A 19,727-nucleotide genomic window follows, 5' to 3' on the forward strand; every position below is an offset into this window, starting at 1 on the left:
AATCTCGCTTTACGCCCGGCTGCAACCCTTTGAATAATGCTCCCCACGCAAGGTCAGGCGCCCGATGGGCGGCCGGCCGACGAGTTGCCGGCACGTTTGCCGGCGGTCCCCCGAGACGAGAATCCTGATGCGCAATCCGAATATCGAGAGCTTGCTGACGAAGCTGCTGGGACAGGCGAAGACCGACGCCCTGTTCTCGACCCTGAACATGCCGGCCATCCTCGAAGAATGGGAAGACGGCGTCGCGACGCGCGCGGAGATCGCGCAGGCGATGAACATGGCGCTGTTCGAAGGGCTGCTCGAGCGTTCGGCGAACGGCCGCGCGTACACGGCCGATGCGATCGAAAACGGCGGCTCGGTCTACTTCGACCACGGCGCGCTGCGCACGGTACGCTGGCCGCACACGGGCGCGCTGCCGCCGGGCGAAGCCGCGTTCACGCGCATCCTGCGTCCGCTCGGCTTTCGGCTGAACGGCCGTTACCCGCTCGACAAGCTCGGCATGACCGGCCGTGCGTATGCGCACGAGGACGCACCGGACGAGATCGCGCAGTTCTTCGTCAGCGAACTGCATCCGGAGCGTTTCTCGACGGAATTCCAGCAGGCCGTGACGAACGTCGTGAGCTCGTCGCGCGATCCGCTGTCGCCAGCGGCCGTTGCGCTGCTGTGGGAAGTCGAACGCGAGGGCTGGCTGTCGCTCGACGCCGCGCACGCGCTGCTGCCGGAGATCGTCGGCGCCTTCGCGCGCCAGCACGATCTGCCGAACGAACTCGACTACGAAACGCTGCTGATGGAATCGGCGGAAATGGCGTGGATCTCGACCGAAGGCAACGCGTTCAACCATGCGACCGACCGCGTCGCCGACGTGTTCAAGCTGTCCGACGACGAGAAGGCGAAAGGCCGGCCGATGAAGCCGGAAGTCGAGCGCTCGCGCTCGGGCCGCGTGTTCCAGACCGCGTATCGCGCGGATACCGTCGAGCGCGAGTTCCGCACGCGCGACGGCGGCACGGTGAAGCGCAACGTGCCGGGCTCGTTCTACGAGTTCATCACGCGCAAGCGCACGTTCGACCAGGCGGCGCGCCGCTGGGTGACGGACCTGCGTTTCGATGCGGGCAACGCGCAGGGCATCTTCAAGATGACGGCGAACGCAGCGAAGTGATGAACGTGAAGCGGCGCGCGTCGCGCTTCGCTTCCGAACGGGCAAGCCGATCGGGCAGGGCGCATACGCGTCCTGCCCGATTTGCGTTGGGTGGCTGCGATGCAGCGGAATGCGTGCGCTCGTTCGAACGATGGACTACGGTGTCGCAGTCGGTGGCGTAGTGGGGACCGTGCGGATGCGCCGGGCGCCGCGCCGTCACAGGATGTGCGTGATCAGATAGAACAGCACCAGCAGGCCGACCGGCACGCCGAGCAGCCAGGCGATCAGATATTTGCCCATGTCGTTGTCCTGGTGGCCGCGACGCCGGCGGCGCCGCGGCGGGGTGAGGTTGCCGGTTGCGTTACAGCTCGCGATCGAATTCCTTCAACTGCTTCTCGGCCGCATCGCGGGCGACTCCGTAACGTTCCTGGATCTTCCCGGCCAGATACTCGCGATCGCCTTCCGCGACTGCGAGATCGTCGTCGGTCAGCTTGCCCCACTTGGCCTTCAGCTTGCCGGTGAGCTGCTTCCACTGGCCCTTGATCTTGTCTTCGTTCATGGTGTGCTCCTTGTCGCAACGGGATAACTGCGCGGCGTCGGCCGCGCGGGAGATCAGGCCTTCGCCTTCAGGCCGGATGCGTCGACGTGCTTCACGCCCTTGACCGCGCGCGATACGGCGATCGCCTTCTTCACGGCGATCTTGTTCGGCAGCACGCCCGTCAGCGTCACGACGCCGTCGATCGTCTTCACGCCGATGTCGAGACTCTTCAGGCCGTCGGTGGCGGCCAGCTGGCTCTTCACCTTGGTCGTGATCCACGTGTCGGTGACGGGCTGGTTCGATTCGGCCTGCATGCCGTTGCCGTTGTCGGTCGATGCTTCCTGCGCATGGGCGTTCATGAGCGGCGCGGCACTCAGCAGGAAGGCCGCGCCGGCGGCGAGCAGCGTCGAAAGATGCCGGGTCTTGTTCATTGAAGTTCTCCATCGATTGGTTTGTTGGATGGGTGAGTGCGATCGGTGTTATCGGTCGCCGACGGTCACCGGACGATTGGCGTGTCGTAGCCGGGCTCGCGCGGCGGGATGTCCGGGCGCGGCATGTCGGGCGGCAGCGGAACCGGCGGATCGGTGCCGGGCGACGGTTCGGGCGGACTGTCCGGAGGCGGTTCGGGCCGCGTCGGATCGGGTGTCTGATGCAGCTTCATCGTGCTTCTCCTCTGCGGGTTGGAAGGCAGCGCATGAGCGCCGATGCAGTACCAGCGTACCGATGCGGACGCAGGTGGGCATCGCGCAAATTCACCTGATCGACTAGTGCGTTTGCACGGGGCAGTGATGGGGTTGGGTGCGTCGGTCGCCTGCGGTGTGGGTGAGCGGCGGGCGCGGCGGATGGCGGGATGCCGTACGGTTGCGGCGGGCCGTGCGAATGTACTATGACGGATAGTGCATTCGCGCCTGTCGTGCGGAGGTGCGGCAAGCGATCATCGCCGCACGCGCCGGCCGGCGCGTGTCGAAGCGAGATGTGGCCGGCCCGGCGGTGACGTTGACGACATGGACAACCATTCGATGAACGAACAGCTAAACGAACAGGCGCTCAAATCGCATACCGATCGGCGCCAGCTGCACCAGATCATCGCGGGGCTCACCGAGGGTGTGATCCTGATCGAGCCCGACCAGCGGATCGTCTGGGCGAACGAGGCCGCGCTCGCGATGCATGGCGTGACCGAGCTGAAGGCGCTCGGCGCGACCGTCACCGAATACCGCGAGCGTTTCCGGCTGCGCTACCGGAACAACCATCCGGTGTGCGACGGCCACTATCCGATGGATCGCGTGATCGCGGGCGAGGAGTTCAGCGACGTGACGGTCGAAGTCGAATCGGCCGCCGACGAAACCGTGAGCTGGGTTCACCGGATCCGCAGCCTCGTGCTGACGAACGCGGCCGGCGAGCCGGACTGCCTCGCACTCGTGTTGCACGACGCGACCGAATGGGCGAGCGCCGAGGAGCGCTTCGAGCGCACCTTCAACGCGAATCCTGCGCCGGCCGTGATCTGCCGGCTCGACGATCTGCGCTACGTGAAGGTCAACCAGGGCTTTCTCGACATGACCGGCCACGCGCGCGACGACGTGCTCGGCCGCTCGGTGTACGAGATCGACGTGCTCGAACAGGCCGAGCGGCGCGAGCTCGCGGTCGAGCGGCTCGGCGAAGGTGCGACGATTCCGCAGATGGAAGCCGTGCTGAAACTCGCGGACGGCAGCACGAAGGCGGTGGTCGTCGCCGGGCAGCCGATCGACATGAACGGCGAAGCGTGCATGCTGTTCACATTCATGGATCTCGAACCGCGCAAGCAGGCCGAGCGCGCGCTGCGGCAAAGCGAGGAGCGCTTCGCGACGGCATTCCGGATGGCGCCGGTCGCGACCGCGATCGTCACGGCCGACCGCTTCGAGCTTCTCGACGTCAACGGTGCGTTTGCCGCGATGACGGGCCATCCGCAGGACGACCTGCTCGGCAAATCCGCGGACGAGATCGGGCTGTGGGCCGAACGCGGTGCGTGGCAGCGCATCGAGGCTCGGCTCGCGCGCGACGGCAGCGTACGCAACGCCGACGTGCAGATCCGCACGCTCGACGGCGACGTGCGCGATTGTGTCGTGTCGGCGGACCCCGTTGCGATTCACGGACGGGACTGCCTGCTCGTCGCGCTGCTCGACATCAGCGATCGCAAGCGCACCGAGATGGAGCTCGTCTACGCGATCGAAACCGCGATGCAGGATGCGTCGTGGTTCAGCCGCACGCTGATCGAGAAGCTCGCGAACGTGCGGCGCGCGAATGCGCCGGACGCGGGCGCGCAATTGTCGGACCTGACCGCGCGCGAGCGCGACGTGTTCGACCTGCTGTGCCACGGCCTCGCGGACAAGGAGATCGCCGGCCGTCTCGGGCTCGCGCCGAACACGGTGCGCAATCACGTCGCGACGATCTACGCGAAGCTCGACGTGCACAGCCGCGGCGAGGCGATCGTGTGGGCGCGCGAGCGCGGCATCGTCGGCGCGGCCGATGCGAACGGCGCGCGCGAGAAGGGTGGGGAGAAGGGCGGCGCGAAGGGCAAGGACTGACGCCATCGGTACGAATGCACCATGCGTGCTGGTGCATCCGCATCTGCCGCGCGCGGCGGATGCTTGCGAACCTGTCCGCTCGGCGGTGCGGCGCGGGCCGTCACATCGCCGGCTCTCCCCAACCATCGCAGGAGACGACCATGGACAGCAATCGCGTCGAAGGCAGGCTCAAGCAGCTCAAGGGTTCGCTCAAGGAAGCGCTCGGCAAGGTGACGGGCGACCGCAAGACGGAAGCCGAAGGCATCGCCGAACAGCAGGCCGGCAAGATCCAGGAGAAGGCCGGCAAGGCGACCGATGCGGTGCGCAAGCAGACGGGCACGGATCGGCACTGACCGGACGATGCGATGCCGCGGGCGTCGCGATCGCGTGCCATTGTCGAAGCGATGATGCTTCATCGGCATTACCACGGCCGGCCTCGACGGACGGGCCCCGGCACGTATCCCGCTGACGCATTCGACTCAAGGCCCGCCGTCGCGCGGGCTGTGGGTCGTTCTCGTGCATGGAACTTGATGACAAATCCTCACAACATAGTTCCGATAATTCGTTTGCTGCACGGGTATTGGCTACCCACAATCCTTTCACCTCTTTCGCGGTGAAAGGCTCTACGGAGAAGGAGCCGCGGTGATCGGCCGGTCGGTTCGGCGCCTTCGTCGAATGGCGCCCCGGCGACGGACGACATTACCGGCACGCGAGAGGTCGCCGACGCGCGGCAGTCGCGCGTTGCATCCCGACCCACAGAAGAAGGATTGCCATGACGTTCCGCATTCGTTCGCTTTCCGGCGTTGCATTGACCGCCGCGATCCTCGCGTTCCAGACGGGCGCGGCCCATGCGCAGGAGACGGTCGTCAAGGTCGGCGTGGCCGGCCCGCTGACGGGCGGCGGCGCCGCGTACGGCAAGGACATCGAGAACGGCGTGCGCATGGCCGTCGACGAAGCGAATGCCGCGCGCACGACGGTGGGCGGCAAGCCCGTGAAGTTCGTCGTCGCGTCGCAGGACGACCAGAGCGATCCTCGCACCGGCGTGCAGGCTGCGCAGCAGCTCGCCGATGCGCAGGTGGCGGTCGTGATCGGCCATTTCAATTCGGGCACGACGCTGCCCGCGTCGAAGATCTATGCGAAGGCCGGCATTCCGATGATCACGCCGTCGGCGACCAATCCCGACATCACGCGCGCCGGGCTCGGCACCGTGTACCGCGTGATCGCGACCGACACGCAGAACGCCGGCAACGCAGGCGCGTATGCGGCGAGCGTGACCAAGGCGAAGCGCATCGCGATCATCGACGATCGCACCGCGTTCGGCCAGGGCGAAGCCGACGAATTCGAGAAGTCCGTGAAGGCGAACGGCGGCACGATCGTCGCGCGCGAATTCACGAACGACAAGGCCGTCGACTTCAGCGCGCAGCTCACGAAGATCAAGAGCACGAATGCCGATCTCGTGTTCTTCGGCGGCCTCGACGCGCAGGCCGCGATGCTCGTCAAGCGCATGCGCCAGCTCGGCATCCGCGCGCAGTTCCTCGCGGGCGGCGGCGTGATGAATGCGAACTTCATCAGGCTGGCCGGCAACGCGGCGGAAGGCGCGGCCGTGTGGGAATACGGGCAGCCGCTGTCGCGCCTCGCGAAGGGCAAGCTGTTCGAAACGAAATTCAAGCAGAAGTACGGCGTCGACATGCTCGCGTATGCGCCGTTCGCGTACGACGCGACGTGGATCGCGATCAACGCGATGCAGAAGGCGAATTCGACGAAGCCGGCCGATTTCAACGGCGCGTTGAAGGACACGCGCTACGACGGCATCACGGGCACGATCGCGTTCACGAACACAGGCGACCTGAAGAACCCGAGCTCGACGCTGTACGAAGTGAAGAACGCCGCGTGGCAGCCCGTCACGACGAAATCGGCGGATTGAACGCAAGCACGCCGGCTTTCGCGGCGATGCCGGACGTGCTGAAATACCGTGAGCGATCGGTTGCGATCGCGCGGGAAGTCCGCGGACGCGACGCCGCGTGCGACGCGGCATGAACAACCAACGGGCGTGGCCGGCTGGCCGCGCCTTTTACGTGCAACTGGAGTCAGTCGTGAGTTCTCAAGTCGTCATCGTCGGCGGTGGTGTGATCGGCAGCTCGATCGCCTATTTCCTGCGCGCCACCGATCCGACGGTCGCCGTGACCGTCATCGAACGCGACCCCACCTATGCGCGATCGTCATCGGCGCTGTCGGCCGCGTCGATTCGCCAGCAATTCTCGACGCCGCTGTCGATCGAGATGTCGCTGTTCGGCATCGACTTCCTGCGCACGATCGGCGAACGGCTCGAAGTGGACGGCAACCGGCCGTCGATCGATTTGCACGAAGGCGGCTACCTGTTCCTCGCGACGCCGGCCGGCGATGCGACGCTGCGCGAGAACCATGCGCTGCAGATCAGCCTCGGCGCCGATATCCGGTTGATGGATTGCGATGCACTGCGCGCGAAGTTTCCGTGGCTGAACGTCGACGATCTCGTGTCGGGTGCGTACGGCGTGAGCGGTGAGGGCTGGTTCGACGGCTACGGGCTCGTGCAGGCGCTGCGCAAGAAAGCGCAGGCACTCGGGGCGCGGTATGTGGCGGCCGACGTGAAGTCGGTCGAACGCGATGGACGGAAGATCACGCATGTCGTGACGGGCGACGGTGAGCGTTACGCGTGCGACACGCTGGTCAACGCGGCCGGTGCGTGGGCGCGCACGCTGTCGTCGATGATGGGCATCGACATTCCCGTGTATGCGCGGCGCCGCAGCATCTTCAACGTGTCGTCGCCGGCGAAGCTCGCGGATTGCCCGCTGCTGATCGATCCGACGGGCGTGTATTTCCGGCCGGAAGGGCGCACGTATATCTGCGGGACGTCGCCGAGCCCGGATCGCGACCCGGACGATCTGCCGCTCGACGAGGTCGATCACGACCTGTTCGACGACGTGATCTGGCCGACGCTCGCGAATCGCGTGCCGGAGTTCGAGGCGCTGCGCGTGGAGAACTGCTGGTCCGGGTACTACGAGTACAACGTGTTCGACCACAACGCGATCATCGGATATCACCCGGCACTCGACAACGTCGTGTTCGCGAACGGCTACAGCGGCCACGGGCTGCAGCAAGGGCCGGCAACGGGGCGTGGCGTCAGTGAACTCATTCTGGGCGGGCGTTACGAAACGCTCGACCTGTCGCCGCTCGGCTGGGCGCGAGTGCTGGAAAACCGGCCGATCGTCGAAAAGAACGTCGTGTAGCGCGGCGTGGCCGCCCGGTATGGGGTGGGCGGCATTCTCCTTGTGTCTCAAACCTATTGGCCCGACTTTGTCGGGCTTTTTTTGTTTATCGTGGATTTGAAGGGGCGCTTGGGGACTCGTTGCTGCCGGTCGCCCGTTCGGACATTAGAGGATAGCTAACCTGGTGGCCCGGTCGTCAGGGTCGCTGATACGCGTCAATTGCGGTGCCTATCGAACCGGAACAACTGCGATGACCGCTCCACTCTGATACTCGACCTCGGGATTATGATGACGCGATCGGCAGCGGTGGCTTGGGGCATGATTGCGCGGTCTGTTCTGTCGGTTGGCCGACGCTCGCTTGCCGGCGCTTTCCCGATGCATTTTCCGTAACACGAGGCGGCGATCTTTGAAGCCGCGAGTGGGGCGAACCATGGATCAAAGCGGTGACTTTATCGTGCGCACCATGTCGGCCGACGAGCTGGCCATGTCGGTCGAGTGGGCGGCTGCAGAAGGGTGGAACCCAGGCTGGCATGACCCGCACTGTTTCAGGGAAGCGGACCCGGCCGGGTTCTTCGTCGGTATTTGGCGCGGCGAGCCGATTGCGTGCCTCTCCGCGGTCGCATATGACGAACACTTTGGCTTCATCGGTCTTTACATCGTGAAGCCCGGGTTTCGCGGCAAAGGCTTCGGTATGCGAATCTGGCAGCACGGCATGCGTTATCTTGGAGACCGCAACGTCGGTCTCGATGGTGTCGTCGCCCAGCAAGCGAACTACGGGAAGTCCGGGTTCCGGCTCGCGTACCGCAACATCCGCTATCAAGGCCGCGTGGACGGCATCGGGTGCGCGCATGTAGCGGCAGCGTCCGATGTGCCGTTCGAGCAGTTGCTTGCCTACGATCGCCAGTGTTTCCCCGCGGCGCGCGAGCGTTTCGTCTCCGCGTGGATCGCGCAACCGGATGCCGTTGCGCTCGCAACGGTCGACGCCGGCCGTGTCGCCGGATACGGTGTCGTGCGCCGCTGCAACGAGGGTTGCAAGATCGGCCCGCTCTTCGCCGATGATGCAGGCGTCGCTACTGGACTCTTTCGCGCACTGGCGGCGAGCATGCCCGGCGAGATCATCGTGCTTGACGTGCCGGAAACGAATCCTGCGGCCGTCGCGCTGGCGGAGCTGCACGGGATGACGAGCGTCTTCGAAACCGCGCGGATGTATACGAAAGACGCGCCCGCGATCGCGATCGATCGCGTGTTCGGGGTGACGTCGTTCGAGCTGGGGTGATGGGGCGGACGGGGCTGTCGTCGATGGCTGCATGTGGCAACATCGCGGTGATCCGTACATCACGTCGGGGCGCGGGCGGGCCCAACTAGAGAGGGAACTCATGTTTGACCACGTCAAATTCGGAGTCAGCGATTTCGCAGCGAGCAAGGCGTTTTTCCTCAAGGCACTCGAGCCGCTTGGCGTAGTGGTTGCGGCGGAGGGGGAGCCTTCGTACGGCGTCGAGCTTTGTCCGCCGGGCCCGTGGCAGCCTTCGTTGTGTCTGTTCCAGACTTCGGAGAAGCCCGCGCATCTTCACATCGCATTCAAGGCCGAGAATCGGCGGCAAGTCGACGAGTTTTATCGTGCGGCGCTGGAGGCGGGCGGAAAAGACAATGGCGCGCCGGGGTTGAGGCCGCGTTATAGCGCGAATTACTACGCGGCGTTCGTCATCGGGCCGGATGGGCACAATATCGAGGTGGTTTGTCATCGGGCGGAGGGGTGATTCTCGGGCGCGCGAGGCAGGCCGCGGGATCGAGTCGCACGTCACGTGTCGAGGGGCGGCGGCCGACGGATGTCTTCGAAACCATCAGTGGGCATGTGCGCCACGCAAGCGACGGAGCTTTCCGGGATGAGTGACATCGCCATTGGGGAGATACCTTTTTTCTACGTCGTGATTGGGCTCGGCGCTTACTACTGGCCCGTGACGCTTCTTGCCGGAGCGGTTGGTTTGTATCTCGGCGCGACTCGTCTGCGCGGTATCTGGCGCATTATCTGCATCGTCGTTTTCCTGTTGTTCATTCTTGATGCAGGCTTTGGGATCTTTGGCTTCCCTGAGTAGGGTTCAAGTACTCGATGCTAATCTTGGCGCCGCGCGATAGGGGCAAGCGGCAGAGACGATAACAGCACGTACGGGGGCGGGGGCCACTGGCTACCCGATAAGACGATGTTAATAAGCAAATTGAAAGCAATGCCGGCGTTTCGTGCCGATGCACCGCCGCAGATCCGTCACGCTATCGCGCTTTTCGCCATTGTCTGGCTCGTCGAGTTAGGTTATGTCGCTCTGTTCCTGACTATCAGTTTCCGCGGGCTGGACGAGGTACCTGCCGCGAAGATCGCCCTCGCGCGTCAGGGCTTCATCGCGGTCACGCTGGTTCAGGCTTTCTGGCTTTTCCTGAACGCCAGCTTGATCGTGGGCCTCTGCCAGCGACAAAAGCTGGCGCGGATGCTGGAGCTGTCGCTCACGCTGGTCACGACGATCGCCTTTCTCGCGGCTGCATTTCCGTTCAGGGTAGATCTGCTCGAAGTGGCGTTTTTCGCCAATGCGATTGCAACCGTGCTCATTTATTCGAGCGCGTGCTCGCGTTGGTTTCAGGGTGTGGCGTCGTAAGATCGTCGCTGCGAAATTCAATGAATGAGAAAGGAAGAAGGCATGCGCTGGTTCTGCAAGACGCTTGGAGTGATCTTGAGCATTTCTGTCGTCGGCATCACCGATGTTCAGGCGACATCCAGCGAACCTGCTTTCCCGCGCTTCACGCAGACGGAGGGCAAGCTTGATGCCGATGGGCTCCCGATGTCCGGGGTAAAACTCTGCGTGCTTCCTGACCGTGCGCCGTGCTTCGAGATGCCGCCGGCTCCTGTTTCCGCTTCCTCCAAGGAGCTTTATCAGTTCGGGCTGAATCCACGGTCCGAACGGTTGCCGCTTTCATCGGGCGGTTCCTGGGTTTTCTTGTCGGGGACGTTTTCGGGCGGCGGCAGCGGGATGCTGGAGCGCGTAGCCGTATTGCGTTATGGCGCGAACGGAAAGATCGAGAATCTGATGCCGGAAATCACCGAAACAGAGATGGCCGATCGCGCGATGTGGAAGGTGCCTGAAGCCTCGCCCTATCCGCTGTTTGTTCGGGCGGACTATGTCTGGGGCAAGGACGAGAGCCATTTCGAAAAGCACTTCTTCGAAGTCGACGCATGGGCGTTCGATCCCGCAACCAGTCAGTACAAAAAGCGGTTTTCCTACCGGACAGCCAAGCGCTACGACAGGGGAGAGGGCTCGGATCGTGTGCTGAGCGCCGAACGCGCGGAAATACTGCGACGCCTCGCCGCCGGCAAGCAGCCTGCCGCGGGCGTGCCGAGTATTCGTGGAGAGACGTGACTTTTTTCGACGGGCCCGCGACCTTATCTCCGCGCTTCCCCATACGTCTCCTTACACACCTCCCGTAGCGCGTCGACGAGCAAATCCCGCGCCGGCGAGTGCGAGTCGGCGGGGCGGGTAAACAGCGCAATCGGCGGAAGCGTCCACACCAGCGAGTAAGGCACGATCGCCACGCCGGCAATCCGCACCAGTTCCTCCGCGATATCGGCCGGCACGATCGATACGGCCTCGTCGCTCGACGCGATCATTTCGCCGATCAGCTTGGACGAGTAACTTTCGACGATCGGAACAGGCGGCGGGATCCCGGCCGACAGAAACAGGTCGGTTACCTGTTCCCGCATCGGCGTATGCGGCGCGCCGAGAATCCAGTCGAGCGCGTGCAGCTTGTTCCAGTCCAGCGTCGTGCGGGCCAGTTTCGCGGCAAGACGGCGGCTCGCGATCATGCGCGGCTGCTGCTGGTACAGCACCTCGAAGGAAACACGGCCCAGATCGATCGCCGACGACGCCCGCCCGATCACGATGTCGACGCTGTGATCCTTGAGCTGCAGCAGCAGCTGATCGCTGGTGCCTTCGTGAATCGTCACGGTCAGGCGCCGTTCCATGCGCGATTGCAGCCGCTTCAGCGCCGCCGACAGCATCTGGCCGGATATGAACGGAATCACGCCGATGTGCAGGTGGGCCGCATGCCCGGCGGCGACGGCCTCCATCTCGCGGGCGAGGTGGTCGAGATCCTTGACCATCGCCTTCGCCCGTTCGAGCACGACCGCGCCGAGCGCGGTCGGCCGCATGCCGCGCGACGAGCGCTCGAACAGCGGCGTGCCGAACATGCTCTCCAGCTCGGACAGCGCGTTCGTCACGGCGGGCTGGCTGCTGGCCATGTGCTCCGCGACGCGCGTCAGCGACCCGTGCTGCTGGATCTGCAGCAACAGCACCAGATGCCGAATCTTCAGACGTGCGCCCAGCCGCCTGACCACGTCGTTTGCGTCAAAAGTCATTGGCTGGCCACGCATCCATCATGAAAAAGTGATGGACCGATATTAAAACAGAATCATCTCCTTATGGCGGATCCCTAGAATCACCTCCATGGATCGCGCCGGGACTGGCCTGGCGCCCGTGCCCGGACCGAAAAACATGAAACAGACAGAGACACAGCAGCAGGCAGCGTTCGACTATCACGAGTTTCCGACCCCGGGGAAGATCTCGGTCGTCGCCAGCAAGCCGCTCGTGACCCAGCGCGATCTCGCGCTGGCTTACACCCCGGGCGTGGCGGGGGTGTGCGAGTCGATCGCGGCCGATCCGCTGCAGGCGCACCGCTTCACGAGCCGCGGCAACCTGGTGGGCGTGATCACCAACGGCACCGCGGTGCTCGGTCTCGGCAACATCGGCCCGCTCGCATCCAAGCCGGTGATGGAAGGCAAGGCCGTCCTGTTCAAGAAGTTCGCCGGGATCGACGTCTTCGACATCGAGATCAACGAGACCGATCCGGACAAGCTGGTCGACATCATCGCCGGCCTCGAACCCACGTTCGGCGGCATCAATCTCGAGGACATCAAGGCGCCGGAGTGCTTCACGGTCGAGCAGAAACTGCGCGAACGCATGAAGATTCCCGTCTTCCATGACGATCAGCACGGCACCGCCATCACCGTATCGGCCGCTTTCATCAATGGACTGAAGGTCGTCGGGAAGTCGATTTCGGAGGTGAAGGTCGTGACGTCGGGGGCCGGTGCGGCCGCGCTGGCCTGCCTGGACCTGCTGGTCGACCTCGGGCTGCCGGTCGAAAACATCTGGGTGACCGACATCGAAGGCGTCGTCTATCGCGGCCGTACCACGCTGATGGACCCGGCAAAGTCGCGCTTCGCGCAGGAAACCGATGCGCGCAAGCTGTCCGAAGTCATCGGCGGCGCCGACGTGTTCCTCGGCCTGTCGGTCGGCGGCATTCTGAGCGCGGAGATGCTGAAGGAGATGGCGGCGCGTCCGCTGATTCTCGCGCTGGCCAACCCGACGCCGGAAATCTTCCCGGAACTGGCGCATGCGACGCGCGACGATGTCGTCATCGCGACGGGCCGCTCGGACTACCCGAACCAGGTCAACAACGTCCTCTGTTTTCCGTACATTTTCCGCGGCGCACTGGACGTGGGCGCGACGACGATCACCCGCGAAATGGAAATCGCCGCCGTTCACGCGATTGCGGGGCTCGCCGAGGAAGAGCAGAACGAAGTCGTGGCGGCGGCCTATGGCGCGTACGACGTGGCCTTCGGCTCGCAATACCTGATTCCGAAGCCGTTCGATCCGCGCCTGATCGTGCGTATCGCGCCGGCCGTGGCCAGGGCGGCGATGGAAGGCGGCGTGGCGACGCGCCCGCTGACGGATCTCGACGCGTATGTCGAGCAACTGCAGCAATTCGTCTACCACTCCGGCGCGTTCATGAAGCCGCTGTTCGCGACGGCGCGTCAGCTTGTGCGTGACGGCGGCAAGGCGCGGATCGTCTTCACCGAAGGCGAGGACGAGCGCGTGCTGCGCGCCGTGCAGGTGATCGTCGACGAGAAGCTGGCGCGTCCGATCCTGGTCGGGCGTCCTGAGGTGCTGCTGGCGCGGATCGAGCGGTTTGGCCTGCGTATTCGGCTCGGTCATGACGTCGAAGTGACTAATCCGGAATATGACGAGCGGTTCCCGCAATACTGGACGACATATTGGGAACTGCGGTGCCGGGACGGCATTTCGAAGGAGATGGCGCGCGTCGAAATGCGGCGTCGCCTGACCCTGATCGGCGCGATGATGGTGCGGCTCGGCGACGCGGACGGCATGATCTGCGGGACGGTCGGCGAGTATCACAATCACCTGCGGTTCGTCGACGAAGTGATCGGCAAGAAGCCCGGTGCGTCCACCTACGCGGCGATGAACATTCTGCTGCTCGACCAGCGGACGGTGGCGCTGGTGGATACGCACGTCAACGATAATCCCGATGCCGAGCAGATCGCGGAATTCACGATTGCCGCGGCCCGTCAGATGGAATGGCTGAACCTGACGCCGAAGGCTGCGTTGCTGTCGCGGTCGAACTTCGGGTCAGGCAGCGCGGCTTCGGGTGTGAAGATGCGCCGGGCGCTGGAGATCGTCCGGGAGCAGGCGCCCGATATCGAGGCGGATGGCGAGATGCATGGCGACTGTGCGCTCGATGAAGGGCTGCGGTCGCGGCTGCTTCCGATGTCGCCGCTCAAGGGCGCTGCCAATCTGCTCGTTTGTCCGAACGTCGATGCGGGGAACATTGCGTACAACCTGCTCAAGACCGAGGCGGGCAGCAATGTGGCGGTGGGGCCGTTCCTGCTGGGCGTCAACGCGCCGGTGAACATCCTCACTTCGAGCTCGACGGTGCGGCGGATCGTGAATATGGCGGCGTTGACGGTGATTGAGGCCAATCGGAGCGCTTCTGCCTGATCGATCGGCGCTCGTTGGGGGAGGGCCGCGGCCATCCCCCGCGTTTGTCGGTACTCGGCCGGTTGCCGCCGCTCGAGACGCATCGGCGAGCGGCCGCTCCAACGCGCCCATGAGACGCAATTCCACTTTGGCACGCCGATGCCGTTTCAGGCCGCCGGCAGCACGGCCGCCACGCCGCCCCTGCTACGCCTTTTTCGCATAAGCGCTGCACCAGCCTTTGGAATTGACCTGCTTGCCGCTGAAAATGGTGCATGGCGCCATCGCGACGCCGGTCTTGCCCTGGAAGAACTGGCAGCTCGCACAAGCCTGGCCCGCCTGAAAGTTCGGGAACTTCGCATGGTCGACCCGGCTTGCATCCGTCTTGTAACCGAGAGCCTGGGCATTTGCATCGGATTCCTGAACGGCCCCGGCATCTGCCGCTGCCGCGCGGCGTCCAAATGTCAGCGCGGATGCCAGAACGGTGGTGGTTGCAATAAAACGTCGGCGTGAAAATTTCATGGCGTCCTCCTTCATGTGCGAAGCGCTCGTCGCGTGACGAACGGCCGGCGAAGGGATCAGTGGAAGAAGAGCTCCCGCATGCCGAAAGTGTGATGCGCTTCGGCCGCCATCAGCACCATCAGCACCAGCAGGCACAGGGGCGGTATCAGGATGGCGTACACCAGCGCCAGCCGCTCCCACATCATGTGCATGAAAATCGATACGATCAGCCCGGCCTTGGCGATCATGAGCACGACGATCAGTACCCAGCGCAGCAGGCCCTGCACGTGGAAGTAATCCACCATGTACGACAACGTGCTCAGCACGAACAGCAGGCCCCAGATCTTCAGGTAAAGGCCGATCGGATGCTGCTGGCCGTGCGCGGCGTCGGGTCGATCGGCGGGATCGGTATGGTCCATGGCCTACCTCACCACAAATAGAACAGCGCGAAGATGAACACCCACACCAGGTCGACGAAGTGCCAGTACAAGCCGGCAATCTCGACGATCTGGAAGTTGCCGTGCTCGGTAAACCCCGGCTGCAGGATCTTGCGTGCGATCAGCAGCAGGTAGATCACGCCGCAGGTCACGTGAAAACCGTGGAACCCGGTGATCATGAAGAAGCACGCGCCAAACTGCGCCGCGCCCAGCGGGTTGCCCCACGGGCGGATCCCTTCATGGACGATCAGCTTGGTCCATTCGAAGGCCTGCATCGACACGAAGGTCGCGCCCAGCAGCGCGGTGGCCAGCAACAGGGCGGCGGCGCGCCTGGCGTTGCGCCGGTAGCCGAAGTTGACGGCCATCGCCATGGTGCCGCTGCTGGTGATCAGCGTGAACGTCATGATGGCGATCAGCAGCAACGGCACGTCCACGCCGCCCACCGTGAGCCCGAACACCTTGGACGGATCGGGCCACGGCACCGTGGTCGACATGCGCACCGACATGTAGCCGATCAGGAAGCTGCTGAAGACAAAGGTGTCCGACAGCAGGAAGATCCACATCATCGCCTTGCCCCACGGCACCTTGAAGGCTTCGCGGTCGGCTGACCAGTCCGTGACGATGCCGCGCCAGCCGTCAGGCCCGCCGTCGGCGGGCGGGGTGTCGGCGGATTCGGTGGGAAGCGTGGGTGCGGTCATGGCGCGGCTCCATACAGCGGCCCGCAGATGGCCGCGACGAACGCAGGGGTGAGCCACCACATCGCCGCCAGCAGCACGAGCCAGACAGCCAGCAGGAAATGCCAGTAGAGGGCGCACAGCGCGATGGCGCGCTGGGCCCGGAACGGGTCCGCGCGCCGGAGATGCGCGATCGTCACGGCCCAGGCCGCCAGCCCGCCCAGCACATGCAATCCGTGCAGGCCGGTGAGCAGGTAGAGGAAGCTATTGGAGGGATTGACGGTGACGGTCTGCCCGGCTTCCGACAGCATGCGCCAGGCGATCAGCTGCCCGATCACGAACGCGGCCGCCAGCACGCCGCCGGACGCGAGCCACGCCACGCGGTGCAAGGTCAGCTGCCGGGCACGCTGCATGGCAACGCTTGCCAGCACCAGCGCGCCGGTGTTCCACCACAGCAGCGCCGGATGCGGAATCGGCTGCCAGTCGGGCTCGCGCATGCGCATGCCATAGGCGAGCAGCAGCAGCGAAAACAACGTCGTCGCTACCGCCATGAAGACCATCAGGCCGATGCGGCTCGCATTCGGCAGGACCGGCGGCGCGTCGGGAACGAAGGGGCGGGGCAGTGTGGTCATTCGCGTGCCTCGCCGGGTTGAAGCGTCGGGTGGGCCGCCGGCTCGGGCGCCGTCGCAGGCGGCTGGTTTTGCGGGACGAAGTCTTCCTTGTGCCCCGGCGGGCTGTATTCGTAAGCCCAGCGGTAGACGACGGGCAGCGCGGCGCCCCAGTTGCCGTGCACGGGCGGCGTTTGCGGCGTCTGCCATTCGAGCGTGGTGGCCCGCCACGGGTTGCCGTCGGCGCGCTTGCCGCGCGCCAGGCTCCACGCCAGGTTGTACAGGAACAGCAGCTGCGCCACCGCAACGATCAGCGCAACGACGGTGATGAAGGTGTTGAGCGTCTGTGCCGAATGGGGAATGAAGCTGTAGCCCTCGTACGCGTAATACCGCCGCGGCATGCCCAGGATGCCGAGATAGTGCATCGGGAAGTAGATCGCATAGGTGCCGACGAAGGTGATCCAGAAGTGCGCGCGCCCGAGCGTATCGTTCAGCATGCGGCCCGTCACCTTCGGATACCAGTGGTAGATGCCGCCGAACACCACCAGGATCGGCGACACGGCCATCACCATATGGAAGTGCGCCACCACGAAGTACGTGTTCGACAGCGGAATGTCCACGCTCACGTTGCCGAGATAGAGCCCGGTCAGCCCGCCCAGCACGAAGGTGCTGATGAAGCCGATGGCAAACAGCATCGGCACGGTCAGGTGGATATCGCCGCGCCACAGCGTCAGCACCCAGTTGTAGACCTTGAGCGCGGTCGGGATGGCGATGATGAGCGTGGTCGTGGCAAAGAAGAAGCCGAAGTACGGATTCATGCCGGCGACGAACATGTGGTGCGCCCAGACCACGAAGCTCAGCGCACCGATGACGACGATGGCCCACACCATCATCCTGTAGCCGAAGATGCTCTTGCGCGCGTGCGTGCTGATGAGGTCCGACGCGATGCCGAAGGCCGGCAGCGCGACGATGTAGACCTCCGGATGCCCGAAGAACCAGAACAGGTGCTGGAACAGCAGCGGGCTGCCGCCGGTGTGCTTGAGCGTCTGCCCCATCGACACCACGGCCGGTATGAAGAAGCTGGTGCCGAGTATCCTGTCGAGCAGCATCATCACCGCCGATACGAACAGCGCCGGAAATGCCAGCAGCGCCATGATGGTCGCGATGAAGATGCCCCACACCGTGAGCGGCATGCGCATGAGCGTCATGCCGCGGGTGCGCGCCTGCAGCGTGGTGGTGACGTAATTCAGGCCGCCCATCGTTGCCGCGACGATGAAGATCGCCAGCGACACGAGCATCAGCACGATGCCCCATTCCACGCCCGGCGTGCCCGGCAGGATGGCCTGCGGCGGATACAGCGTCCAGCCCGCGCCGGTCGGCCCGCCCGGCACGAAGAAGCTCGCCACCAGCACCAGCACGGCCAGCAGGTAGACCCAGTAGCTCAGCATGTTGAGAAACGGGAACACCATGTCGCGCGCGCCCAGCATCAGCGGGATCAGGTAGTTGCCGAAGCCGCCCAGAAACAGCGCCGTCAGCAGGTAGATCACCATGATCATGCCGTGCATGGTGACGAACTGGTAGTAATGGTTGGCGTCGATGAAGCTGAACTTGCCCGGAAAGCCGAGCTGCAGCCTCATCAGGTCCGACAACACCATGCCGACCAGGCCGATGGCGATGGCCGTCAGCGCATACTGCACGGCGATGACCTTGTGGTCCTGGCTCCAGACGTAGCGGGTCCAGAAGCTTTGCGGGACGTGGTCGGTGTGCGCGTAGGGCATTGCGTGTGCTCCGCTGGGAATTTGCTAGGGATTCGCTAGGGATTCGTTGCGCTGCTGGCGGCCGGACCGCCTAGCGACTCGATGTAGGTCACCAGTGCGGTCAGTTCCTGCTCGCTGAGGTCGAAGGTCGGCATGACGGGCGAGAAGCCCTTCACGACGCGGGCCTTCGGGTCGCGGATGAAGGCACGCAGATAGGCTTCGTCCACCTTCGCGGTGCTGCCGTCGGCCATCGTTTCGGTCTTGCCGTACAGGCCTTTCCAGGTGGGGCCCACGCGCGGACTGCCGTCCACGGTGTGGCAGGCGACGCAGCCCTTGGCCGCCGCGAGCGTCTTGCCCTGGTCCGCAAGCGCCTGGGCGCTGCCGCCGGTAGCTGCTGCTGCCTGCACCCTGGCCTGCTGCCGCTGCGCGAACGTGCTCTGCTGCGCGAGCCAGCGCGAGAACGATGCTTCGTCTTCCACCACCACCACGCCGCGCATGCTGGAGTGCCCGATACCGCAAAGCTGTGCGCACAGGATGTCGTAACGCCCGGCCTTGGTCGGCGTGAACCAGAAGGTGGTCACCATGCCGGGCACCATGTTCATGCGCGCACGGAACGGCGGGACGTAGAAGTCGTGCAGCACGTCGCGCGAGCGTGCCAGGACCTGGATCGGCCGGTTGAGCGGCAGGTGTACCTCGGGCGCCTCGATCAGGTAGTTGTCACGCCCGTTGGGGTCGCCGGGGTTCAGGCCGAAGGGGTTGTCGTTGCCGATGTAGCGCACGTCCGTCGTGCCCAGCTTGCCGCCAGGGCCGGCGAAGCGGAAGCGCCATTGCCATTGCTGGCCGAGCACCTCCATCTGCAGCACGTTGCGCGGCGGCCGGATGTAGTCCGCGTAGACGAAGAGCCCCGGTGCCAGCAACGCCGCCACGCCGACAGCGGTCAGGCCGATCAGCCACCATTCCAGCCGCCGGTTGTGCGGCTCGTAGGCCGCGCGATGCCCGCTGCGGTGGCGGTAGCGCATCAGTGCGATCACGATGAACAGGTTGATCGCGATGAAGAACGCGCCGGTAATGACGAGCGTGATCGTCAGCATGTCGTCCATGCGCACCCAGTTCGACGCGATCGGCGTGATCCACCAGGGACTGGCAAAGTGAAACCCCACCGCCAATACGATGATCAGGATCAGGGCAATCGCAAGGGCCATGGGCCGCCTCGCTGCGTGTCACTCGCCGGAGCCGCCGACAAGCGCTCCTGGCGTCGTTGTGCCGCCTTGCCGTACTTCGTATGGTTGTTGTTTTCGCCGGCAGTCTGCCAGGACCGATTCGCCAAGCGTCGCAAGCGGCTCTAAAGCAAAGGTAGTCCTCTCCTTTGCATCGTGCAAGGCAGCGCAACGGGGCAGCGCGCGCCATACGTGCATCGCGCGAATGGACGAGCCGCTCGCTGCGATGCAATGCAAAACGGCCGCCTCCGGCATCGGTTGTCGAG

Annotated in this window: 21 protein-coding genes; 11 read left to right on the forward strand and 10 right to left on the reverse strand. The window is 64.7% G+C overall.

All coding sequences use genetic code 11. From position 1 onward, the window contains the following. Positions 1–127 precede the first annotated feature (127 nt). Positions 128–1,156 carry a DUF1338 domain-containing protein gene (locus DM992_RS28035; protein ID WP_111019526.1) on the forward strand — a complete coding sequence of 343 codons (1,029 nt, stop codon included), beginning with the start codon at positions 128–130 and terminating at the stop codon, positions 1,154–1,156. A gap of 340 nt (positions 1,157–1,496) precedes the next feature. Here the strand turns inward: DM992_RS28035 and DM992_RS28040 are convergent, their stop codons facing one another. The 3 genes from DM992_RS28040 to DM992_RS42395 all read right to left on the reverse strand — a co-directional run bounded on the left by DM992_RS28040 (position 1,497) and on the right by DM992_RS42395 (position 2,334). Next, entirely contained in the window at positions 1,497–1,694 is a 198-nt protein-coding gene (locus DM992_RS28040) for a CsbD family protein (protein ID WP_111019527.1), read from the reverse strand. A 53-nt stretch (positions 1,695–1,747) separates the two neighbouring features. Further along, entirely contained in the window at positions 1,748–2,104 is a 357-nt protein-coding gene (locus tag DM992_RS28045; RefSeq protein ID WP_111019528.1) for a BON domain-containing protein, read from the reverse strand. Positions 2,105–2,169: 65 nt separating this feature from the next. Then, a complete protein-coding gene (locus DM992_RS42395) occupies positions 2,170–2,334 on the reverse strand; it encodes a hypothetical protein (protein ID WP_204356134.1) in 165 nt (54 codons plus the stop codon). A 358-nt stretch (positions 2,335–2,692) separates the two neighbouring features. Between DM992_RS42395 and DM992_RS28050 the strand changes: the two genes are divergently transcribed. The 9 genes from DM992_RS28050 (at position 2,693) to DM992_RS28090 (ending at position 10,859) form a co-directional block, all read left to right on the forward strand. Further along, a complete protein-coding gene (locus DM992_RS28050) occupies positions 2,693–4,234 on the forward strand; it encodes a helix-turn-helix transcriptional regulator (RefSeq protein ID WP_111020435.1) in 1,542 nt (513 codons plus the stop codon). A gap of 140 nt (positions 4,235–4,374) precedes the next feature. Then, the gene (locus DM992_RS28055) at positions 4,375–4,566 is read left to right on the forward strand and encodes a CsbD family protein (protein ID WP_111019529.1); all 192 of its coding nucleotides are present in this window, start codon (positions 4,375–4,377) and stop codon (positions 4,564–4,566) included. 419 nt (positions 4,567–4,985) lie between these two features. Continuing rightward, complete coding sequence (locus DM992_RS28060) at positions 4,986–6,137, forward strand: branched-chain amino acid ABC transporter substrate-binding protein (protein WP_034181983.1); 1,152 nt, start codon at positions 4,986–4,988, stop codon at positions 6,135–6,137. Between the two features lie 169 nt (positions 6,138–6,306). Further along, entirely contained in the window at positions 6,307–7,479 is a 1,173-nt protein-coding gene (locus DM992_RS28065) for an FAD-binding oxidoreductase (RefSeq protein ID WP_111019530.1), read from the forward strand. Positions 7,480–7,888: 409 nt separating this feature from the next. Beyond that, positions 7,889–8,734, forward strand: coding sequence for a GNAT family N-acetyltransferase (locus tag DM992_RS28070; protein ID WP_111019531.1), 846 nt, complete (start codon positions 7,889–7,891; stop codon positions 8,732–8,734). Positions 8,735–8,834: 100 nt separating this feature from the next. Next, positions 8,835–9,215, forward strand: coding sequence for a VOC family protein (locus tag DM992_RS28075; protein WP_111020436.1), 381 nt, complete (start codon positions 8,835–8,837; stop codon positions 9,213–9,215). A 126-nt stretch (positions 9,216–9,341) separates the two neighbouring features. After that, positions 9,342–9,551 (forward strand): hypothetical protein, encoded by a 210-nt coding sequence (locus DM992_RS28080; RefSeq protein WP_111020437.1) that lies wholly within the window; start codon positions 9,342–9,344, stop codon positions 9,549–9,551. A gap of 105 nt (positions 9,552–9,656) precedes the next feature. After that, positions 9,657–10,100 carry a hypothetical protein gene (locus DM992_RS28085; protein WP_162631751.1) on the forward strand — a complete coding sequence of 148 codons (444 nt, stop codon included), beginning with the start codon at positions 9,657–9,659 and terminating at the stop codon, positions 10,098–10,100. A gap of 24 nt (positions 10,101–10,124) precedes the next feature. Then, positions 10,125–10,859, forward strand: coding sequence for a hypothetical protein (locus tag DM992_RS28090; RefSeq protein WP_239511368.1), 735 nt, complete (start codon positions 10,125–10,127; stop codon positions 10,857–10,859). Positions 10,860–10,882: 23 nt separating this feature from the next. On the opposite strand, the gene DM992_RS28095 is transcribed toward DM992_RS28090, so the two are convergent. After that, positions 10,883–11,854 (reverse strand): LysR substrate-binding domain-containing protein, encoded by a 972-nt coding sequence (locus tag DM992_RS28095; protein ID WP_111019534.1) that lies wholly within the window; start codon positions 11,852–11,854, stop codon positions 10,883–10,885. A 136-nt stretch (positions 11,855–11,990) separates the two neighbouring features. On the opposite strand from DM992_RS28095, the gene DM992_RS28100 reads away from it, so the two are divergent. Next, the gene (locus DM992_RS28100; RefSeq protein WP_111019535.1) at positions 11,991–14,291 is read left to right on the forward strand and encodes an NADP-dependent malic enzyme; all 2,301 of its coding nucleotides are present in this window, start codon (positions 11,991–11,993) and stop codon (positions 14,289–14,291) included. 183 nt (positions 14,292–14,474) lie between these two features. Here DM992_RS28100 and DM992_RS28105 read toward each other — a convergent pair whose 3' ends face one another. The 6 genes from DM992_RS28105 to DM992_RS28130 are packed head-to-tail and all read right to left on the reverse strand — an operon-like array spanning position 14,475 to position 19,446. After that, positions 14,475–14,789: a high-potential iron-sulfur protein gene (locus tag DM992_RS28105; protein ID WP_111020438.1), complete on the reverse strand. Its 315-nt coding sequence runs from the start codon at positions 14,787–14,789 to the stop codon at positions 14,475–14,477. Positions 14,790–14,845: 56 nt separating this feature from the next. Then, positions 14,846–15,187 (reverse strand): cytochrome C oxidase subunit IV family protein, encoded by a 342-nt coding sequence (locus DM992_RS28110; RefSeq protein ID WP_034181991.1) that lies wholly within the window; start codon positions 15,185–15,187, stop codon positions 14,846–14,848. 8 nt (positions 15,188–15,195) lie between these two features. Further along, a complete protein-coding gene (locus DM992_RS28115; protein ID WP_111019536.1) occupies positions 15,196–15,903 on the reverse strand; it encodes a heme-copper oxidase subunit III family protein in 708 nt (235 codons plus the stop codon). Continuing rightward, positions 15,900–16,511, reverse strand: coding sequence for a cytochrome c oxidase subunit 3 (locus tag DM992_RS28120; protein WP_111019537.1), 612 nt, complete (start codon positions 16,509–16,511; stop codon positions 15,900–15,902). The genes DM992_RS28115 and DM992_RS28120 overlap by 4 nt, the downstream gene beginning before the upstream one ends. Continuing rightward, positions 16,508–18,265, reverse strand: coding sequence for a cytochrome c oxidase subunit I (gene ctaD, locus DM992_RS28125; protein ID WP_111019538.1), 1,758 nt, complete (start codon positions 18,263–18,265; stop codon positions 16,508–16,510). The genes DM992_RS28120 and ctaD overlap by 4 nt, the downstream gene beginning before the upstream one ends. 35 nt (positions 18,266–18,300) lie before the next feature. Continuing rightward, a complete protein-coding gene (locus tag DM992_RS28130) occupies positions 18,301–19,446 on the reverse strand; it encodes a c-type cytochrome (protein WP_111019539.1) in 1,146 nt (381 codons plus the stop codon). Between the last annotated feature and the right edge of the window lie 281 nt (positions 19,447–19,727).

It is taken from the genome of Burkholderia sp. JP2-270 (genome assembly GCF_003233675.1).
Taxonomy (GTDB): domain Bacteria; phylum Pseudomonadota; class Gammaproteobacteria; order Burkholderiales; family Burkholderiaceae; genus Burkholderia; species Burkholderia pyrrocinia_C.